Annotated in this window: 14 protein-coding genes; 2 read left to right on the top strand and 12 right to left on the bottom strand. The window is 43.5% G+C overall.

Going from position 1 to position 16,424, the window contains the following annotated elements; genetic code table 11:
* Positions 1–57: 57 nt before the first annotated feature.
* From ACFFGT_RS21205 to ACFFGT_RS21160, 10 genes are all read right to left on the bottom strand, one after another.
* Positions 58–909, bottom strand: coding sequence for a helix-turn-helix domain-containing protein (locus tag ACFFGT_RS21205; RefSeq protein ID WP_377024515.1), 852 nt, complete (start codon positions 907–909; stop codon positions 58–60).
* A gap of 19 nt (positions 910–928) precedes the next feature.
* Complete coding sequence (locus ACFFGT_RS21200) at positions 929–1,699, bottom strand: SDR family oxidoreductase (RefSeq protein ID WP_377024514.1); 771 nt, start codon at positions 1,697–1,699, stop codon at positions 929–931.
* 36 nt (positions 1,700–1,735) lie between these two features.
* A complete protein-coding gene (locus ACFFGT_RS21195; RefSeq protein WP_377024513.1) occupies positions 1,736–2,386 on the bottom strand; it encodes a TMEM175 family protein in 651 nt (216 codons plus the stop codon).
* Between the two features lie 21 nt (positions 2,387–2,407).
* Positions 2,408–3,424, bottom strand: coding sequence for an L-histidine N(alpha)-methyltransferase (locus tag ACFFGT_RS21190; RefSeq protein ID WP_377024512.1), 1,017 nt, complete (start codon positions 3,422–3,424; stop codon positions 2,408–2,410).
* 72 nt (positions 3,425–3,496) lie between these two features.
* The gene (locus ACFFGT_RS21185) at positions 3,497–4,366 is read right to left on the bottom strand and encodes an alpha/beta fold hydrolase (protein WP_377024511.1); all 870 of its coding nucleotides are present in this window, start codon (positions 4,364–4,366) and stop codon (positions 3,497–3,499) included.
* Between the two features lie 82 nt (positions 4,367–4,448).
* Positions 4,449–5,309 carry an alpha/beta fold hydrolase gene (locus tag ACFFGT_RS21180; protein WP_377024510.1) on the bottom strand — a complete coding sequence of 287 codons (861 nt, stop codon included), beginning with the start codon at positions 5,307–5,309 and terminating at the stop codon, positions 4,449–4,451.
* An 86-nt stretch (positions 5,310–5,395) separates the two neighbouring features.
* Positions 5,396–5,905 (bottom strand): TetR/AcrR family transcriptional regulator, encoded by a 510-nt coding sequence (locus tag ACFFGT_RS21175; RefSeq protein WP_377024509.1) that lies wholly within the window; start codon positions 5,903–5,905, stop codon positions 5,396–5,398.
* Positions 5,906–6,046: 141 nt separating this feature from the next.
* On the bottom strand, positions 6,047–6,604 hold the full coding sequence (locus ACFFGT_RS21170) for a TetR/AcrR family transcriptional regulator (RefSeq protein WP_377024508.1): 558 nt from the start codon (positions 6,602–6,604) through the stop codon (positions 6,047–6,049).
* 190 nt (positions 6,605–6,794) lie between these two features.
* Positions 6,795–7,838, bottom strand: coding sequence for an NAD(P)-dependent alcohol dehydrogenase (locus tag ACFFGT_RS21165; protein ID WP_377024507.1), 1,044 nt, complete (start codon positions 7,836–7,838; stop codon positions 6,795–6,797).
* Positions 7,839–7,931: 93 nt separating this feature from the next.
* A complete protein-coding gene (locus tag ACFFGT_RS21160; RefSeq protein WP_377024506.1) occupies positions 7,932–8,810 on the bottom strand; it encodes a helix-turn-helix domain-containing protein in 879 nt (292 codons plus the stop codon).
* Between the two features lie 182 nt (positions 8,811–8,992).
* Here ACFFGT_RS21160 and ACFFGT_RS21155 point away from each other — a divergent pair, with 182 nt between their 5' ends.
* Both ACFFGT_RS21155 and ACFFGT_RS21150 read left to right on the top strand, forming a co-directional pair.
* Positions 8,993–9,928 carry a DUF6268 family outer membrane beta-barrel protein gene (locus tag ACFFGT_RS21155; protein WP_377024505.1) on the top strand — a complete coding sequence of 312 codons (936 nt, stop codon included), beginning with the start codon at positions 8,993–8,995 and terminating at the stop codon, positions 9,926–9,928.
* 32 nt (positions 9,929–9,960) lie between these two features.
* Positions 9,961–10,191: a hypothetical protein gene (locus ACFFGT_RS21150; RefSeq protein ID WP_377024504.1), complete on the top strand. Its 231-nt coding sequence runs from the start codon at positions 9,961–9,963 to the stop codon at positions 10,189–10,191.
* A 234-nt stretch (positions 10,192–10,425) separates the two neighbouring features.
* On the opposite strand, the gene ACFFGT_RS21145 is transcribed toward ACFFGT_RS21150, so the two are convergent.
* Both ACFFGT_RS21145 and ACFFGT_RS21140 read right to left on the bottom strand, forming a co-directional pair.
* Complete coding sequence (locus ACFFGT_RS21145) at positions 10,426–14,676, bottom strand: hybrid sensor histidine kinase/response regulator (protein ID WP_377024503.1); 4,251 nt, start codon at positions 14,674–14,676, stop codon at positions 10,426–10,428.
* A gap of 234 nt (positions 14,677–14,910) precedes the next feature.
* Positions 14,911–16,419 (bottom strand): carboxylesterase/lipase family protein, encoded by a 1,509-nt coding sequence (locus ACFFGT_RS21140; RefSeq protein WP_377024502.1) that lies wholly within the window; start codon positions 16,417–16,419, stop codon positions 14,911–14,913.
* Positions 16,420–16,424: the final 5 nt, after the last annotated feature.

The raw sequence follows: 16,424 nt of genomic DNA, 5'->3' as shown, positions 1-16,424 counted from the left end.
ATTGCCCGAAGAAAGGTCCCGATTTCCCGACCAGGCCCTTTCGGTTTTCAAATACGATCAGTTAAGTGGAACCGTTTTCTTAAAATCAGTGGGTGCCTGACCAGAGTGTTTCTTAAAAAACTTGCTGAAATGACCGGCATCTTCAAAACCCAGTTCGTAAGCAATCTCCTTCGATGTTTTTTCTGTGTATAGCAGCAATCTTTGGGCTTCTGCCAACACCCGCTCCTGAATAACCTGTACCGGGCTCTTATGATTATACAGGGCAAAAACATTTGAAAGCGTTTTTGGCGATTTATACAGTTTCTCAGCGTAAAATTTAACCTGGTGCTGTTTCCGGAAATGATTTTCAACAAGCACATTGTATTTCCTCACCAAATCCAGTTTATCGCCGCTTAGTTCCTTTTCCCTGATGTATTGCTCCCTGGCCAGCCGGGTTACCATAATGATGAGGCGCTTCAGGAGCACCAGCATCATTTCCCCCTGTATAAAATCTGCCGTTTCAAATTCATCCTGGAAAATCTCCAGGAGCAGCTCTATCTGTTTTTGGGTACGTTCGTTGAGCTTAACAAACATTTTTTCGGATGACCCGAAGAACAGGAAACCGGCACAGCTCACTTCTTTATCATGGTCAACAATGCAGTAAAACTCTCTGTCGAATTGCCAGGCTACAATAGCCGAAGGATTTTCAAAGTGGAAAGCTTCGCTGGTCATCAGGCAGAGAATAGTGTTGGCCGGAAAATCATAAAGTACACTATCAATATCTACCTGCTGTGCTTCGCCCCTGTTCCAGGCCATGGTAAGTAACTTGTCTTTCCTATCCTTGCCATAAAAAACGCGGTCGAAATTGCTTTCATGATAAACCAACCTGAACTGTGCATTGCTCTGGTGGTGATTAAACTGTCGTGTCATTGATAATTACTTTATCGGGTTATATGCCCTTTACTTCGCCCCCGTCAATTCTCACTGCTGTGCCGGTTATCCATTTGGCTGCAGGCGATACCAGGAAGGCCATCAGCTCCGCAATTTCTTCCGGCTCGCCGTAGCGTTCAATCTGGGATTTCTCCAGGAACTTTACTTTAGCTTCATCCAAACTCATATTATTGGCTTCAGACCATTTTTTCAGAAATCCTATTCGCCGGTTACTCATTACCGGCCCGGGGAGTACGCTGTTTACTTGTACCCCATCTGCAATGCCCTGCCCGGCAAAGGCCTTTGCCAAAGCAACAATAGCCGCATTGATTGTAGCCATTGCGGCAAAACCCGGCTTAGGATCTTCTGCCGAATTACCGGAGGTTAATATTACCGAACCTTTAGCCGCCTTCAGATACGGCCATGCTTTAATGGTTAGCCTGCGTGCGCCATGCAGCTTCATTTCCGCGCCGTCGTTCCATTGCTCGTCTGTCATTTCAAATAAATGGATTTGAGGCACAGCCCCGGCAATATTGATCAGCGCATCGATCCGGCCAAACTTTTCGATGGTTTTGGCAATAACTTCGTCAATCGCCGTCACCTGTCTTAAATCTACCGGGATAATCAGCGGTTCTGCGCCCGCTGCCTTTACCGCTTCCGCGGTTACCTGCAACTCATCCTCCCGGCGGGCCACCAGTACGATGCCGGTAAAATCTTTTGATAATCTGACAGCGGTAGCTGCCCCGATACCGGCGCTGGCGCCGGTAACAATTGCAATTTTGTTTTCCATAATTGATTGGTTTATCAGGTTATATTTTGTTGATCATTACATTTTGGTCTTTTTCATCATCCCAGGTTCTGGCATTTTCATACCGGGCATTTTTGCCTCAGGCTTCAGGTAGAGCAGCAAACAGCAGCAAACCAATGCGAACCCCAACAGCGGAAACCAGAAAGCCAGTACCATAGCGCCTAAAAACAGCGATAGCGTAAAAAAGGACCGCACGTTTAACAACCACATCTCCTTAGCCGAAATAACCACTCTTTCCCTATCGCAAAGTGTTTCCCAAACCAGCACCAGGTAAGTAACGTTTACCAGGAAAAGTACAAACGCATACATGGCCACCGGTACTGGTGCTAATTCGCTTTCAGCCACCCAATCAGTCAAAAATGGAATCAGGGACACAGAAAACAGATGCCCGAAATTGGCCCACATCAGGCGTGGAGTAGCTTCCGCCGCGTACCTCAATAAATAATGATGGTTTACCCATACAATAGCAATAAATAAATAGCTTGTAGCGTAACTGATCCAGGTTGGCCATAACTGAAGTAAGGCATGAAAAGTAGGGCTTTCGGGCTTTTTCAGTTCCAATACCATGATGGTGATGATGATTGCAAATACTCCATCCGAAAAGGCATAAACGCGCTCGGGCGATGCGCCCTTCATCATGGTTTTCATTTTTTTGTTTTCGCTTAACATATCCTTGGTTATTTAAATAAATCAAATGGCTAACCATACGGTATCCATGAACCAGCCCCGGCTGTCGAAAAAGCTTTCTGCAGTTTCAAATGATGCCTGTTTACCTAATTGGTTAACCTGTTGTGCTGTATATTTTTGAGAGATTTCCATAAACACCGCCTCCCCCTTTGCAAAACTGATTGCCTGTTTCCCTTCTTTAGTATTTAGGGTTATCACCTGATCGGCCATACTGATCAGGTAGCTTTTGCAAGCGCCGGTTTCCGGATCATAGACGGGGAAGTGGTCAAATTTGGCCACTTCAAAATCTGCCTCCAGTTCCCTGTTCATGCGCTCCAGCAGGTTCAGGTTAAACCTCCTGGTAATCCCCTCTTTATCATTATAAGCAGCTAAAACTGTATAGGGGCATTTTTTCAGGTCGATACCAATAAGCGCCAGATCGCCGGGTTTTAGGTGCCCGCGCAGTTCCCGGCAAAATTGTTCAGCGTTCGCAGGTTCCATATTGCCCAAATTCGATCCCAGGAACAGTACCACTTTCCTGTTCTCAGAAACTTCCGCTGCTTTTTCCAGCATATCAAAGTATTCGCCATTAAGACCTGTAATGCGGATGCCGGGAATTGTAACGGGCAGCTGCAGGTTCAGGTAATCAATAATATTGGCAGAGATATCGATAGGCATATAGGTAAAATCTGCACCGGTCTGTACCAGGTGACTGAGCAGGTAGCTTGATTTTGTACAATCCCCGGCCCCCAGTTCAATCAGGTCAAACGCACCACCGGGCACCATGATGGCTCTGGCCAGCGCGGCGGTATTTTCACTAAAAATTTCCAGTTCGCAATTGAAGGGATAGTATTCCTCACAATTCATGATTTCCCGGAAGATGCTGTCACCAGCTGCATCATAAAAATATTTAGACTGCAAGTGCTTTGGATTTGACCGCAGTCCTTCCAGCATATTCTTACAAAACAGGTCATCTGCCGATGCTTCATCCAATGCTTTTGGGATGGTGATTTCGTTATCGTTTATTTTCAACATGGTCATACTGCAATCTTTTTCTTGTAAAAGGCAGTTGTGTTGAACAACTGCCTTATTTGCGGCGTATCAGGTGTTCGTTTATTCAGGCAGTATTTCCAGGAATTTCAGGATCTCTTCGCCAATCTCGTTCACATGTGTTTCCAGCGCGAAGTGCCCTGTATCAAAAAACTTCACAACGGCATTTGGAAGGTCACGCTTGAAGGCTTCGGCACCCGGCGGCAAAAAGAAAGGGTCTTTATCGCCCCATACTGCTAAAAATGGCACCTGGCTTTCCCTGAAATATTGATGAAAGGTTGGGTACATGGCCACATTGCTGGCATAATCTTTAAACAGGTCAAGCTGCAATTCTTCGTTTTCCTCACGGTCAAGAAAAAACTGATCAAGTGAATAAGATTCAGGCGCTATCAGGCTTGTATCGCTCACGCCGGTAAAGTATTGCCATTGCGTAGTTGCAGCAGTTGTCATTGCCTTCAGGTTGTTGCGGTTTTCTTCGCTTGGATCTGCCCAGTATTTTTGGATCGGGTTCCAGTCATCGCTCAGGCCTTCTTCATAGGCATTGCCGTTTTGTGAAATGATACCGGTAATTTTTTCAGGATTTGCTACCGCCAGCCTGTAACCCACAGGAGCGCCATAATCAAATACCTGGATGGCAAAACGTTTTAAACCCAGTTGGTCTACAAAGCCCTGAATGTATTTAGTAAGGTTATCAAAAGTGTAATTAAAGGATTGGTAATGAGGTGCGTCCGAATAACCAAAGCCGATCAGGTCGGGTGCTATCACATGATACTTTTCACTCAGGATAGGGATCAGGTTCCTGTACATGTGCGAAGAGGTGGGGTACCCATGTAATAAGAGTACTACAGGCGCATCTTTAGGCCCTGCTTCACGATAAAAAACATTCAGGTCATTAACCTTTGTTTTCAGATACTTAACAGTTGATGTTTTCATGATTCGATTGTTTGATAGTTGTTGAATTTGATATTAGTCGTAAAAGCACAAATAGATTTGTCTTATTCAGGTCAAAAAAATTTTATCCGTTTAGGAATGCTTCTATGCTCGCGGCAATGTCCTCATGATGTTCCTCCAGCGCCAGGTGACTGGTGTCGTAAACATGTAACTCTGCAGTCGGAACATCTCTTTTAATTGCTTCGGCAGCTGATAGCGGGAAAAACACATCGTTTTTGCCCCAAACCAATAGCATCTTTGGCTGCGTTTCTTTGAGGAAACGCTGCCAGTTGGGGTATTCGGCAATGTTGGTACGATAATCATAAAGCAGGTCTAATTGAATTTCCTGCTGACCAGGGCGGCTCAGATAATATAAAGCATTCAGGTAACTATCCGGATTGATCCGGGCCGCATCTTTGGCGCCATTCAGGAAAAATAGTTTAATGCCATCCAAAGTTAACAAGGGTTTCACCAGCTTTTCGGTTTCTTCGTTTCTGTTTTCAAGATAAGGGGCTGCAGCGATCATTGCCGGGCCCAGGCCTTCTTCATAGGCATTGGAATTTTGAAGAATGTAGCTATTAAATAGTTCCGGCCTTCTTGATGCAATCCTGAAGGTTACAGGACCACCATAGCCCAGGGCGTAAACATTGGGATGGGTAAGGCCAAGCTTGTCAATAAATTTTTCCATAACTACCGAGATATTATGGAAAGTGTAATCAAACCCGTTTTTATCAGGTACATCGCTGTTACCGAAACCGGGAAAATCCGGTGCTACCAGGTAAAATTTATCTTTCAGGTCATTGATTAATTCCTGAAATGCACTTGAGGCATTAGGAACACCATTTAATAAAACAATCTGCGGTTTGGTTTTGTCACCGGCTTCCCTGTAAAAAATGTTGATCCCATCAACATTTACGGTGTTGTAAAAGATGCTTTGCTTATTCATTGTTTGTTTATGTTTATTTCCTTTTATAAAAATGTTTGCGATGCCCTATTAAAAACAGACAAGTCTGTTTTTAATAGGGCAAAAAATTAAATTATTTTCTCCGCAATGTTACGTGCTGACGCCACCGGCCAGGGATCGCCATGTACCTTATTACTGATCAGCGCCCCTTCAAATAAGGTATAAATTTCGTCTGCAAGAAGCTCTTTCCCTATCGGCTTCAATATTTCCCTGAATAGATCACGTACGCTATCCTTTTGCTTTTTAACCTGCTCCCTCACACGCACAGCTTCCTGGGGCATTTCGTAAACAATATTCAAAAAATGACAACCATAAAAATCATCGTTGAGCATCAACTTTTCCAGGTAATTAAATATGGCCAATATTTTATCCTTTGGCGCTTCGCAAGCATCGGCAGCCTGCTTCAATAAATCAAGTGTTTCGGTGCCGGTTTCTTCCAGGTAGGCCATGAGCAAATCTTCTTTGGAGCGAAAGTGTTGATAAAGCGATGATTTTGCAATTTTGGCTTCTTCCACAATCTGGTTAATTCCCGTATTGCTATAACCGTTTTGATAAAACAACCGTGCCGCTGTTCTCATAATAGATTCTCTAACTGGTTTTGTTCTCATGAATCAAAGTTAAATAAAATAAATAAAAACAGACAAGTCTGTTTTCATTTATTTTAACAATTTCTTCCAATATTTATCTTTCAATAAATAACTAATTGATTATCAGTAAAATTATTTTTTATCGAGAAGCTTTTCGGCCATACTTCTCGCACTTTTCACCGGCCAAACTTCATCATGCACCTTATTAGCAATCAAGGCACCTTCAAACAGCGTATAAATATCATCGGCCATATCAGCCTTGCCAACCGGCTCCAGGATCTCAGCAAACAACCGGCGCACACCATTTTTTTGTTTTTTGATCTGCTTCCTTATCCGTTCATCCTCTTTTGGAATTTCAGATATGATATTTAAAAAATTACATCCGTAATATTCTTTTTCCTGAACCAGGTCAACAAGGTAATCAAAAACACCTAACACTCGTTCTTTAGGATCTGTAAACTTATAGGCGGCACTTTTCAAAGCTTCGTCGGTAGCAGCGCCCGAAGTTTCCAGGTACGCCATCAGGATATCTTCTTTTGAACGGAAGCTTGTATAAAGTGACGATTTAACCACTCCCGATTCTTCGATGATCTGGTTGATCCCTGTATTGCCATACCCTTGCTTGTAAAACAAACGGGAAGCAGTATCTACAATAGCTTGCCTTACTGCATTCTTTCTCTCGTTACGCATATCCAAAGATAATAAAAAAAACCAACAAACAGACAAGTCTGTTTTCAATCTTTGGCTGCTAATTACATTTAGGGTCTCTTATTCAAACACCACTTCTATCACTGAAGCAAATTACAAGCTCAATTACCTGCAGCAAGCAAAAACAAGGGGCGATGTTTTTTGCCATCGCCCCTTGTTTTAATTTATCCTGTTAAATAGTCGCCATATCAATCACGAAACGATAACGTACATCGCCTTTCAGCATGCGATCATAAGCAGTATGGATATCTTTCATGTTAATCAGTTCGATATCCGAAACGATGTTATGTTCGGCACAAAAGTCGAGCATTTCCTGGGTTTCAGGTAAACCGCCAATCATGGAGCCGGCCAGGCTTTTGCGGCCGCCAATAATACTGAAAGCAGCAATTTCGGCAGGTTTGGTAGGTACGCCTACACATACATGCGTACCATTGGTTTTCAGCAATCCAAGGTAAACGTTCAAGTCATGATCGGCAGAAACAGTATCCAAAATGAAATCAAAAGTACCGGCTACGGCTTTCAATTGTTCGGCGTCTGAAGTTACTACGAAGTGATGAGCTCCTAATTTTTTAGCGTCTTCGGCTTTTTTTGCTGAAGTGCTCAACACAGTTACCTCGGCACCAAAGGCTACACCAAATTTAACTGCCATGTGGCCTAAACCACCAAGACCTACAACTGCCATTTTATGGCCTTTACCAATGTTCCAGTAACGTAATGGTGAGTAAGTAGTAATACCTGCGCATAATAAAGGCGCTACCGAAGCAAGATCAAGTTTATCAGAAACACGAAGAACAAAATCTTCATGAACCACGATAGTATTTGAATAACCGCCGTAAGTAGGGGTTTTGTGGTCCTGTTCGTACCCGTTGTAAGTTTGAGAATGACCATTGGTGCAATATTGCTCCAGGCCATCTTTACAGTTATCACAAACACGGCATGAATCAACCAGACAGCCGGTGCCGGCAAGGTCGCCTACTTTGAATTTTTTTACGTGATCGCCAACTTTAACTACACGGCCAACAATTTCGTGACCGGGAACCATTGGGAAGATAGAACCGCCCCATTCATCTTTGATCTGGTGCAGGTCGGAATGGCAAACACCGCAAAATAAAATATCGAACTGAACATCATAAGGCCCAACTTCGCGGCGATCAAATGTCCATGGTGCAAGATCAGTTTCTTTAGTTTGTGCAGCGTATGCTTTTGTTTGTATCATATTAAAATGTTTTATGACACAAAGATGCGGACTATCCCAACGGAGCGTTATTTTATAACGTTCAAGTTATTTGACTATTCTGTCCAAATTACTTTACTGCAATTGGACCGTTGGGCGGTGAGCCGATGGCGAGCAGCCATGATGTGCTTTATAAAGACGTGAAAAATGAGCAAGGTTTTCGAAGCCAAGCGAATAACAAACATCCGTAACTGCCATATCTGCCGTAAGCATCTCTTTTGCTTTGGCCAAACGCTTTTCACGGATCCACTGCGCCGGGGTAACCTGGTAAATGGCAAAAAAGTCGCGCTTAAAGCTGGACAGACTGCGGCCTGAAAGATAAGCCAATTCGGTAATGGAAACAGGCGAGGCATAGTTATCCATCACCACATTACGGATATCGCCATGAACCTGTTGTTTGAGTTGTAATAATTGCTGAAGCATGTTCCTATCCACATGCACAAGGTCATAAAGCAGCTCCAGCATTTTAAGCCGCATCAGCGAAGCGTCAATGCTTTCAGGCTCTTCAAAATATGGCACTACCGATTCAAAAAACTTACGCAAGCGTTCTTTTACCGGTTTCACTGCAACCTTTGCAGGCTCGGCTGTTTCTACAGATTCTATTTTTGCCATTTTAACAAAATCACGTAAAAACTCATCCTTCAGGAAAAACATCAGGCTATTATAGGTCGAGCCCTTTTCAGGGTTACCCATTTTATCATAATTGATCTGGATAGCTTTTTTCAGCAGCACCATCTCATTTTTGGATACAACATACTCCAAATTGCCATGAGTAATGGTATTGGTGCCCTCCAGTACTACAAGCAGCATATGATCTTCCAAAAACATGGTGCCACGGCTCCGATGCGTAACCGTGCATGATTCAACTATGGATAAGCCATTTAGTTTGATATCCCTGTGGTGATAAGGGGCACAAACCAATTCGTCCGGTACTTTAACTGCTTTTTCTATCATCTCAATTAGTTGGTAAAGCTACAGCATAATTTACAAACAAGATTCTCTATTCGGTTCAAAAAATTTGACTATTAGGTTCAATAGGCATCCTCCAAAAAAATATAATCAACCGCAATAGGGGTAAGCCGTGTCAGGCGTGTTTAATGGACAAATTCAAATAATCGTTTAACAACACAATTGTAATGAAAGCTACATCCATAATTTATCTTGTTATCATTTTAGTATCCTTTAAGTTCAGCGCAGGCGCACAGCAAAAAGCGGCAGTAAATACCGATACTACATTTAAACCAAAAATCGGGTCATTTGATGCCGGTTACTCTTACTCGCCATTTACTGTCAACCATAAAAAGATGAGCATACAGCAGGTGAACGCTTCGCTGAATGTGCCGCTAATAAACAATTTCAAAGACGGTAAACTTGATTTTTTAATGGCCGGCATAAGCTACAGCGGGCTTACTTTATCTGGTACAGGCCAAACATTCGGCGGTACCGATTTTTACGCTATTTCAGTGCCCATCACTTTTCAAAAATCATTCTCGTCAAAGTACGCGTTGCTGGTATCACTGATCCCCACCTTATCGTCCGATCTGAAAGATGTTTCGGGGGATGATATGTTATACTCCGGCTTCGCTATGCTTAAGATCCGTTCGTCAAAAAACTTTTCGTATTCCATTGGAGCCGGTTATTCACGCCAGTTCTTTGGTACGATATTACTTCCGGTTATCGGGATAGACTGGCAGATCAGCGAAAAACTAAGCCTTAGCGGTACCCTGCCTGTTTCCGAAAAACTTAAGTACCAACTAAACGATAAAAGCACCATCGGGTTCAGCAGCGATTTTGGTATTGGCGGGGGCTCATACCGTTTGTCAAAAAAATCAGGTTCCAATTATTTACAGGTACAGCAGTATAAAAACACACTCTTTTACAATTACCAGCTGGCCAAAAACTTTTCGGTGCAGATAAGTGGCGGTTACAATTTTGTGCAGAAGCTTGACCTGTATAACAAAGATCAAAAAGTTAACTGGGCTCCATTTAACGACCTGAACAAGCGCGTACCATTAGCCGAACTGAAGAAGACAGGTGTTACCGTAGAATCAGGGATCAGCTATCGCTTTTAGATTATTTCTTTTAACATTAACTCAGGCACAGTATGGAAACAACTATTAATTCAATGGTAGAGGTTTTTAAAACAAACGTTCATGATCCGGCCGAGGCAAAGATGTTTGTCGGCCTGCTTCAAAAGCTTATCACCAATAGTCGCGTAAACTTTGACCTGGAAGATTGCGATAGAATATTAAGGATTGAAGGCCTGGATATTTCGACTCAATTGGTTACGGGCATCCTTAAAGATCATGGTTATCAGTGCCAGTTGCTTGAATAAAAATTAAAGCCTTAACGGATTTATTACAAAAAGGTGCAGGCCATCCCTCAAGTGTTCGGAAGATGAAATCACCTCTTAAAAAATCATGTCATTGCGAGCGTAGCGTGGCAATCTCGTAGCCCATGCATGTCCGATCTGTATAGCTACGAGATTGCTTCGTCGTGCCTCCTCAATGACATGGTTTTTTAAACCAACATTTTCAATTGATTTGCATCTTCCGAACACCTATGCAGGTTACCCCAAAACCTGCACCTTTTCCAGTATAGTCACAAGGTCTTCCAAACGCATGGGCTTTGAAAGATAATCGTCCATGCCGCCCTGCATACAAATTTCACGATCTTCCTGCATGGCGTTAGCTGTCATGGCTACAATATATGGCTGGTTGCCGCCCTGCAAACGGATCTGAGCGGTGGCTTCCAGGCCGTCCATTTCGGGCATCTGGATATCCATCAAAATAATATCGTAATATTTTTGGCCGAGCTTTTCCAGTGCAATAACACCGTTAGCAGCCATATCGGGTTGGTAGCCCAATTTGTTCAGCACGCGCTCTATCAGTTTTTGGTTTATCGGGTTGTCCTCCGCCACCAGGATCCTGAGCGGGTGATCTTTGGCAAAATCGGCCGACAATACACTTTTTGCTGCAATTTCGGTTGTTGGTATGTTATCCTGGTTAAATGCCTTCTGGATACTCATACACAAGTGATGCTGTTTAACCGGTTTAACTAATATGGATGAAAACAGCCCAGGAAATTTGCTTTTAGTTTCATCGCCTATGGAGCTCAGCATCACAATAGGCAGCTTTGGATATTTAACTTTCACCTGATTTGCAAGGCCAACTCCATCCATTTCAGGCATTTCCATATCGGTTATCAGCAATTTAAAGCTGTCATCCTGATGCAGTATAGCTAAAGCTTCCGCACCTGATGAGGCTGTTACAGGCTCCAGTTTCCAATGCTCGAGCTGTGTGCGGAGGATAAATAGGTTAGTGTCATTATCATCAACGATAAGCACCCGTAAACCGGTTAGTGCAGCCAGGTCACAAAGCAGCGGCGTACGTACCGGGTTTTTGCTTTTAATTGTTTTGATAGAAAAACTAAACACCGAACCTTCTCCATACCGGCTCGTTGCCGAAATATCACCGCCCATCAAATTCACCAGTCTTTGGCAAATGGCCAGTCCAAGTCCTGTACCACCATATTTACGGGTGGTTGATGAATCTACCTGCGAAAATGCCTGGAACAGGCGGGAAATCTTTTCTTCCGGGATCCCTATGCCGGTATCTTTAACGCTGAACCCGATCTCGGCCTCTTCTCCAATCAACTCCTTTAAAAATACTTTAATAAAGATCTCGCCTTTGGAGGTAAATTTAATAGCGTTATTGATAAGGTTGATAAGCACCTGCTTTATACGCAAACTATCGCCCACAATGTATAGCGGAACGTCTTCGTCGATATGATAAATGAGGTCTATCTTTTGCTGCGCCGCCCTTTGCGCAAAAATATCCATTACCTCTTCAATGGTATGGCGCAGATCAAAATCCTCATGCTCCACCTCCATTTTGCCCGATTCAATCTTCGAAAAATCAAGAATGTCATTGATCACACTCATCAAGCCCTCGCCGCAACTAATAATGGTATCGGTATATTCTCGTTGCTCATAGTCAAGTTTGGTTTCGGCAAGCAGCGAGGCCATACCAATAACACCGTTCATTGGCGTACGGATCTCATGGCTCATAGTTGCCAGGAAGATGCTTTTGGCCTGATTGGCCTTTTCGGCTTCTTCACGCGCCATCTGCTCCTGCTCCTTTTGCACAATTAGTTTGCCATTAAGCTCATGCAAATGCTCCGACTGAACCTGCAATTCTTCCGACTGTGCCTTTAACTCTTCTGACTGGGCCTGCAATTCTTCATAAGCCTCCTGCAATTCGTCTGATTTTACCTGGAGCTCGCCGGCTTTTTGAACAACCTCGCGGGTGCGTTCCTGTACCTGTTTTTCAAGCTGTGCTTTCTGTTTTTGAATAGTATTGATGCGGTAGGCATAAAAGCTATATGCCGCCGCTATGATCAGCAGCAACACCAGCAGCCTGAACCACCATCTTACCCAAAACGGCGGGGTGATCACAATAATAACCGATGTGCCAATGTTATTCCAAACCCCATCGTTATTGGAAGCTTTTACATGAAAAGTATAAGTTCCCGGGTCAAGATTGGTATAAGTAGCCCTGCGCTCCATGCCTGCCTTTATCCACTCTTTATCAAGCCCATCCAGCTTATACTGGTACAGGTTATTTCGGCTTACAATGTAATTAAGCGTGATAAAATTAAAGGCGATGGATGATTGGTTATAGTTAAGTGTTATTTTCGGGGTAAAGCTGATATCGGTTTTGAGCAAAGAATCTTTATCACCCGGTACTACCGATTTATTGAACAATTGAAAATCGGTTAAATAAACCGGTGGGATAAATGTATTGGCTTTAATTTTTTCGGGATAAAACCTGTTGAAACCTTTAACTCCGCCAAAATACATTTCACCGTCGCGGGTTTTGAGGTAAGCATTAGCTTCAAACTCGGTGCCTTGCAGACCATCGTAGGTATTAAACTGCTTATTGTCGCCCGTTTCGGGGTTTAAGCGATTAATGCCGGTTGATGTTGAGATCCAGAGATTATGTTTTTCATCCTCTGTTATCCCTTTAATAAAATCGGTACGTAAGTTGCCTTTAGCGGTAAACAGGTTGAATTTATTATGAGCTTTATCAAACAGGTACAAACCCGTCATGCCAATCCAAACCCGGCCTTTGCTATCGGTGAAAATTACCCTTGAATCTGTTTTCTTTTTTTCATGATTAAAATAATGTGAAAAACGGCGGGTGTTAAGGTTGTAACAGTTAAGTCCTCCATCATCGGTACCAAACCAAACGTTACCATCTTTATCTTCCCCTGCCGAAACAACATTATTTCCCTCAAATGCGGTTTTACCATCCGGATCCTTTAGTATACGGGTAAATTTGTGCGTTTGGGGATCCAGCAAATTAAGGCCTCCGAAATAAGTAGCAACCCAAAAATTGCCCCGGCTGTCCAGCAGCATCCGCTGCATAAAATCGGAGCTCACCGCGTTGCGGTCGGCTGTATTAGCTTTAAAACGGGTAAATTTTCCTGTTGCCGGGCTCATGAGGTTAATACCTCCACCCCAGGTACCTACCCAGATGTTACCCTGCGCATCCTCTGCTATATCCTGTATAGCGTTGGAGGAGATACTTGAAGCATCATAAGGATTAAATTTATACTGGCGAAACTGTTCCGTTTTTCGGTTAAACAGGTTCAGACCGCCGCCATCGGTACCTACCCAGATATTGCCTTTGCTATCCTCAAAAAAGGCTTTAACATCATTATAGCTTAAGGTAGTTTCATTAATGCCCTGCCTGTACAGTTTAAACTTATCGGTTTCGGCGGCATAAAGGTTAACCCCGCCCCGATGTGTACCTATCCACAGGTCATGCTGCACATCTTCATAAATTGCCGAAACAGTGGTATTTGAAAGACTGCCTGCATTTTCCGGTCTCGGGAAGTATTTAGCAAACTTATTGGTTTTGGCATTGAACCAGTTCATTCCCTGATTTATAGTACCTACCCAGATATCGCCATCCCTGTCGCAAAGCACCTGTAATACCAGGTTGCCCGACAGGCTGCCACCATCCAGATCATCATGAACAAACAATCTGAAATGTTTGCCTTGCTCATCAACTGTTGCTACTCCCTGCCCATTGGTACCTATCCAGATGTTGTTTGCTTTATCGGCAGTAATAGAAGTAATATCACAGCCGGCAATGGGCCTGCTAATAGCTAAAGGCTTAAATACCGATTTAACAGCGTCATATACACAAAGACCATGGCGCGTGCCCACCCATAAGGTGCCTTTGTTATCTTTATAAATGGTATTTACGGTATCACAACTAAGCCCTTGTTTACCATGCCCAAAGTGTACGGTCTTACCCGTCCTGATATCCAGCAAACTGATGCCGTTACCCTGCGTACCTACCCATAAATGATCGTCGTCCTTAGCAACAACAGCAGTAACAGTTGTATTTTTAAAATTACATGCGGAAAACTTATTAGTAACCGGATCAAATCTGTTCAAATTATAGTTGGTGCCGATCCAAAGTTTGTGATCGGCATCTTCATAAATACAATTAATGAAGCCATCGCTTATACTTGCTTTATCAGCGGGGTTATTTTGGTAGATGATCACCTTTGAACCGTCATAACGGTTTAAGCCATCGCGGGTGCCAAACCACATAAAGCCGCGGCTATCCTGAAAAATACAATTTATAGTACTATTTGAAAGCCCCTGTTCATTGCTGATATGCCTGAACCGGGAGTCGGAAATTTGGGCCAATGAGCTGAGCGCCCACCCTAAAATAAAAAACAGCAGAAAGGTTAGAAACAGTTGAATACGAAAGCGATATGCTGCAAAGTTAGGATCAGCCATTTAACGTAGGGGTAATTAAAGTAACAGCAATAATACTTAAATCATCTCATAAATATTTATGAAACTCGTTAAGCATCTTGCATATACGTTGTTAATATGTCAACCGGATTTTAATTTAGCTGTATTTTTTCAACTATTTCTGCTTGTATACGATAATTATCGCAAACGGGTTTTGGATTGAAATATATCTTTCCACAGTAGTGGAAATCCGGGATCTGATGAAAGCCTCTTTTACTATTTCAACATAAAACACGAAGAAGGACTGGCCTTGTCATTATAAACACTACCAAGTTGCACCGGCCCCGAAACGGTATCAAAAACCATAATGTTGTTTTCGCCGGCTACAAAATGCGGCCATTGCAAGCCTCTTACCTCACCTGGGGCTTTACCTTTAATAAAATTAACCCAAGTTTGGTGGATCTGACCTGCCAGCTGCAGTTCAGTTTGGTTAAGGTTGTTTTGTTTGGGCAAAAACCATACATAACCTAATTCGTCGGCATGGGTGGCGCCCGTGCCATCCCGTTTGTAGTCAAAGCGGTACATCCAAACATGGCTGCCTGCCTGTGCTAAAGTATTAGCCAGCCGGTAGCTGTGCATCTGGTACATGTATTGGTTAAGTACTTTTATGGCAGCACTATCAGCATTACCTTTTTTCGCTTCGGCCTCAAAGTTTGATAGCACGTAACGATAGTTATCACCAAACCACCCGTACAGCACTGTACTATCGGGATGGTTAAGGCGTTTATCAAAGCCCATGAACATTTTGCTTTCAAACTTATTGGTACCGATCAGGAAGCGTACTTTATCATTCCTGTTTTTAAGGATGTATTGATAAGAGTCCTGTAAAATAACTGCGCCATCTATCACCGGGCCAAAATAGTTGGTGCCCTGTGCGCCATTGCTAATTTCTGCCTGTGCAGCGATAAGTTTTTCGGCGGAGATCTTCAGCAAGTCGGCGGGCTTAGAAACCCCCAGTTCGGTCATTAGCCGCTGCCTGATGCCTTTGGCTGTAACGGTATCCCTGATACATTGCACTGCGCCGCTTTCTAAAATCTGCTGATTAAAATAACCTTTTGCTTGTGGTGCTGCCAATAAGGCGCTGGTAAGTTTAGCTCCTGCCGATTCGCCCATTACCGTAACTTTAGAAGCATCGCCGCCAAAAGCGGCAATATTTTGCCTGATCCATTTAAGCGCCATGATCAAATCCAGCAAGCCGTTATTGCCCGACGATTGGTAGGCTTTACCAGCATCACCCAGGTACATAAAGCCAAAAACACCAAGACGGTAATTGATGGTGACGGTAACAACACTATCATCATCGGCAAAGGCATGACCATTCATCCCCATGCCCGAACCACCTGTAAGCGCCCCTCCATGCACCCACACCAATACCGGAAGTTTAGCATCCCTTGCTGTTGTAGGCGTATAAACGTTTAAAGTGAGACAGTCCTCGCTGCCCTTGAGCCCACCCTGGCTGTCGGCCTGCGATGCCGGGCTGCCAAATTTTTCGCAGGAGAGTGTGTCTTTCCATGAAGCCGCTGGTTGGGGAGGCATAAAGCGCAAAGGGCCAACCGGTGGTTTGGCGTACGGAACACCTTTAAACACCAATGTTGGCCCTTCTTCAATGCCTTTGATCCATCCGCCTGATACCTTTGTTACAACTGTTTGAGCGCTTGAGTTAGAGCTAAGAACAATACCCAACAAAAAAGTGCATACCGGTATCCGGCGGATGATATTTTTCATAAATG

This window comes from Mucilaginibacter angelicae (assembly GCF_042434235.1).
In the GTDB taxonomy this organism is placed as follows: domain Bacteria; phylum Bacteroidota; class Bacteroidia; order Sphingobacteriales; family Sphingobacteriaceae; genus Mucilaginibacter; species Mucilaginibacter angelicae.
Note: the sequence above shows the minus strand (reverse complement) of the source record. Positions and strands in the feature narration are given on the sequence as shown.

Bases quoted from the DNA above. Each gene is read 5' to 3' on its own strand.
- ACFFGT_RS21205 (WP_377024515.1), bottom strand. From the start codon at position 909: ATGACACGACAGTTTAATCACCACCAGAGCAATGCACAGTTCAGGTTG.
- ACFFGT_RS21200 (WP_377024514.1), bottom strand. From the start codon at position 1,699: ATGGAAAACAAAATTGCAATTGTTACCGGCGCCAGCGCCGGTATCGGG.
- ACFFGT_RS21195 (WP_377024513.1), bottom strand. From the start codon at position 2,386: ATGTTAAGCGAAAACAAAAAAATGAAAACCATGATGAAGGGCGCATCG.
- ACFFGT_RS21190 (WP_377024512.1), bottom strand. From the start codon at position 3,424: ATGACCATGTTGAAAATAAACGATAACGAAATCACCATCCCAAAAGCA.
- ACFFGT_RS21185 (WP_377024511.1), bottom strand. From the start codon at position 4,366: ATGAAAACATCAACTGTTAAGTATCTGAAAACAAAGGTTAATGACCTG.
- ACFFGT_RS21180 (WP_377024510.1), bottom strand. From the start codon at position 5,309: ATGAATAAGCAAAGCATCTTTTACAACACCGTAAATGTTGATGGGATC.
- ACFFGT_RS21175 (WP_377024509.1), bottom strand. From the start codon at position 5,905: ATGAGAACAGCGGCACGGTTGTTTTATCAAAACGGTTATAGCAATACG.
- ACFFGT_RS21170 (WP_377024508.1), bottom strand. From the start codon at position 6,604: ATGCGTAACGAGAGAAAGAATGCAGTAAGGCAAGCTATTGTAGATACT.
- ACFFGT_RS21165 (WP_377024507.1), bottom strand. From the start codon at position 7,838: ATGATACAAACAAAAGCATACGCTGCACAAACTAAAGAAACTGATCTT.
- ACFFGT_RS21160 (WP_377024506.1), bottom strand. From the start codon at position 8,810: ATGATAGAAAAAGCAGTTAAAGTACCGGACGAATTGGTTTGTGCCCCT.
- ACFFGT_RS21155 (WP_377024505.1), top strand. From the start codon at position 8,993: ATGAAAGCTACATCCATAATTTATCTTGTTATCATTTTAGTATCCTTT.
- ACFFGT_RS21150 (WP_377024504.1), top strand. From the start codon at position 9,961: ATGGAAACAACTATTAATTCAATGGTAGAGGTTTTTAAAACAAACGTT.
- ACFFGT_RS21145 (WP_377024503.1), bottom strand. From the start codon at position 14,676: ATGGCTGATCCTAACTTTGCAGCATATCGCTTTCGTATTCAACTGTTT.
- ACFFGT_RS21140 (WP_377024502.1), bottom strand. From the start codon at position 16,419: ATGAAAAATATCATCCGCCGGATACCGGTATGCACTTTTTTGTTGGGT.